Raw genomic sequence first — 2730 nt, 5'->3', positions numbered from 1 at the left:
ACGTACAGAAAACACATGGAGAGCTTGCGAGAGCGTTTGTCCCGTTCCATGGGACAAACAAGCGCTCGGCTGGAAGCACTGGGCATCGAACCATGGATCGAACCGCGAGGCGGCATGTTTCTCTGGTGCAAGCTGCCCGAGGGACTGGATGCAACGGACGTTGCCCGCCGGGCGCTGGCCGAGAACGTGATCCTTGCGCCGGGCAATGCGTTTAGTGTCGCGCAATCCGCAAGCCAGTTCCTGCGCTTCAACGTCGCTCAGTCGACCGACCCGCGCGTTTTTACTGTGCTTAAGGCGGCGATGCATGGATGAAGTTCGACCGCTTTTTACGAATTAGCCGCATCAAACGCACGGCGTGAACGTCACCGGCAACACGTCACCCCTGCGCCATCTTCGCCAGCGCTTCGCTGATCAACACTCGCGTCAATTCGCCCGCCGGGAGTTCACGCCCAAGCCGCGCCGCCTGTCCCGACCACAGGCTCGTGAAATCGCCGTTCCCTGCCTGCTCGGCCTTGGCTTTGAGCGGTGCAAGCGCGGCGCCGGCATGCGGAAAAGCCGGCGCCACAGTGGATAGCGGACCCAGTTCACGGATCGCCCGATTGATGATGCCGCGCGCCGGCCGGCCCGTGAAGATGTTCGTCAACACAGTGGAATCATCCTGGGACTCGCGCAGCGCAATACGATGCACCTCAGGTACCTTCGCCTCCGGACAAAACAGATACGCGGTCCCCATTTGCACAGCCGACGCACCCAGTGCCAACGCAGCGACAATTCCTCGCGCGTCAGTGATGCCCCCGGCGGCAATCACGGGAACCGAGACGGCATCAACCACTTGCGGAACCAGCGCAAACGTGCCGACCTGTGCAGCATAGTCCTGCGTCAGAAAATTTCCACGATGCCCGCCCGCTTCAACGCCCATTGCAATCACGGCGTCACATCCGTGCGCTTCGAGCCAGCGTGCTTCCGCCACGGTCGTTGCCGACGCTATGATTTTCGCGCCCGTCGCCTTCACGCGATCGAACAAGTTTTTATCCGGCAGTCCGAAATGAAAGCTTACGACCTCGGGCTTGAACTCCTCCACGATCGCGCAGAAGTCATTGTCGAACGGGCGCCGGCCTGCCGCGGGCGGCGTTACTTCGGGATCGAGTCCATACTCGACGTAATACTCCGCCAGACGCGCGCGCCATGCCATGTTGCGCGCTGCATCGGCTTGCGGAGGAACATGACAGAAGAAATTGAGGTTGATCGGGCCACGCGTTTTCGACCGGATCAACGCAATGCCGTCGTGCGCTTGCTCCGCGGTGAGCAACGCGCAAGGCAGCGATCCCAGGCCGCCTGCTTCGCATACGGCTATGGCCAGTTCAGGCGTGCCGGGGCCTGCCATGGGTGCCAAAACAATAGGTGCCTTAATACCAAACAAGTCGAGAATCCGACGATCGCGCCACGTGCTCATGCTCTTTTCTCCTTGATGATATTCGCGGTGCCTGCGTGACTTGAAATCTGCGCGCGCCCAGGTTGCACTACGATTGCGAGCGTACGCCAACGCCCGCATTGCTCTTCGATAGCACCATCGGGTTCCCGCTTAAAGACAGCCTTTAACCCACGCCGCCAGCAGCGCAAAGCTTAGCAAGCTTTCAAGAAACGAGCGGCGCTTTGATGTGATAATTGCTATCACTTTTCCCGATATCGAGGGTCGACATGGACGCAGCCGATTTACGCATATTCGAGTCGGTCGCGCGAAACGGCAGCATGAATCGCGCAGCCCTGGAACTCCATACTGTTCAGTCGAATGTGACAGCGCGGATTCGCTTGCTGGAAGAGGAATTGGGCGCGCCGCTTTTCCACCGGCACCATCGAGGCGTGGAACTGACGGCTGCGGGCCGCAGGCTGCTGCCTTTCTCCAGACAGATGGCGCGGCTGCTTGACGACGCGCGCAGCGCCGTCAAGGATGATGGCGTCCCGCGTGGACCGCTGATCCTCGGTACGTTGGAGACCACTGCTGCGCTGCGCATGCCTGACGTACTTGCCTCGTTTGCGCTGGCTTATCCGCAAGTGGACATGGTGCTGCGGACCGGGACCACGGCAAGCCTGATCGAGGACGTCCTGCAGTATCGGCTCGACGGCGCATTTGTCGCGGGCCCGCTGCATCACGACGAGCTGTCCACCGAGGTTATGTTTCACGAGGAAATGGTGCTCGTGACAGCGCGTCATATTCGCTCTATCGCTGAGCTTGCGCAGTCGGGCGACGTAAAGACAATCGTGTTTCGAATCGGATGTTCGTACAGGACACGGCTGGATATCGTGCTGGCGCGGCACGGCTTGAGAGTCAGCACACCGCTGGAATTCGGCTCGCTCGACGCCATGCTGGGTTGCGTGGCGGCAGGCGTGGGCGTGACGCTGCTGCCGAAAGGCGTGGTCGCAACAGCGTGGCGCGAAGGCCGCGTGGCAGTGCATGATGTCACGCCCGAAGATGCTCGCGTCGACACCTTGTTCGTGCGCCGCCGCGACGTATATGCAACCACCGCGCTTAACGCTTTTCTCGAGGTTGCGCGTCCGGTTGCAGCCCCCACGCCCCCGCTCGTTGTTGCTTGAACAACCCGCTTGAGCGACCCGCTTGAACGATGGGGGCGTTCCCTTAAGCGGCCCCCTCAAACGTGATCGCGGAAGACCTCCTTCGCAGCGAACAGGCCGTTGAGTGCCGCCGGGAATCCCGCATACACCGCCATTTGC

The 2730-nt window shown here is 61.1% G+C and carries 3 protein-coding genes and 1 pseudogene; 2 read left to right on the top strand and 2 right to left on the bottom strand.

Annotated features, from left to right (window positions below; all coding sequences use genetic code 11):
* The coding region (locus tag JWR14_RS14130; protein ID WP_299707666.1) for an aminotransferase class I/II-fold pyridoxal phosphate-dependent enzyme at nt 1–312 on the top strand (312 nt) is incomplete at its 5' end.
* A gap of 64 nt (nt 313–376) precedes the next feature.
* Here the strand turns inward: JWR14_RS14130 and JWR14_RS14125 are convergent.
* Complete coding sequence (locus JWR14_RS14125; protein ID WP_299707663.1) at nt 377–1453, bottom strand: nitronate monooxygenase; 1077 nt, start codon at nt 1451–1453, stop codon at nt 377–379.
* Nucleotides 1454–1698: 245 nt separating this feature from the next.
* Between JWR14_RS14125 and JWR14_RS14120 the strand changes: the two genes are divergently transcribed.
* Nucleotides 1699–2592 carry a LysR family transcriptional regulator gene (locus JWR14_RS14120; RefSeq protein ID WP_299707660.1) on the top strand — a complete coding sequence of 298 codons (894 nt, stop codon included), beginning with the start codon at nt 1699–1701 and terminating at the stop codon, nt 2590–2592.
* A gap of 56 nt (nt 2593–2648) precedes the next feature.
* Here JWR14_RS14120 and JWR14_RS14115 read toward each other — a convergent pair.
* Nucleotides 2649–2730: pseudogene (locus JWR14_RS14115) on the bottom strand (carboxymuconolactone decarboxylase family protein); the annotation flags it as partial.

Source organism: Caballeronia sp., from assembly GCF_028292365.1.
Lineage (GTDB): Bacteria > Pseudomonadota > Gammaproteobacteria > Burkholderiales > Burkholderiaceae > Caballeronia.
Note: the sequence above shows the minus strand (reverse complement) of the source record. Positions and strands in the feature narration are given on the sequence as shown.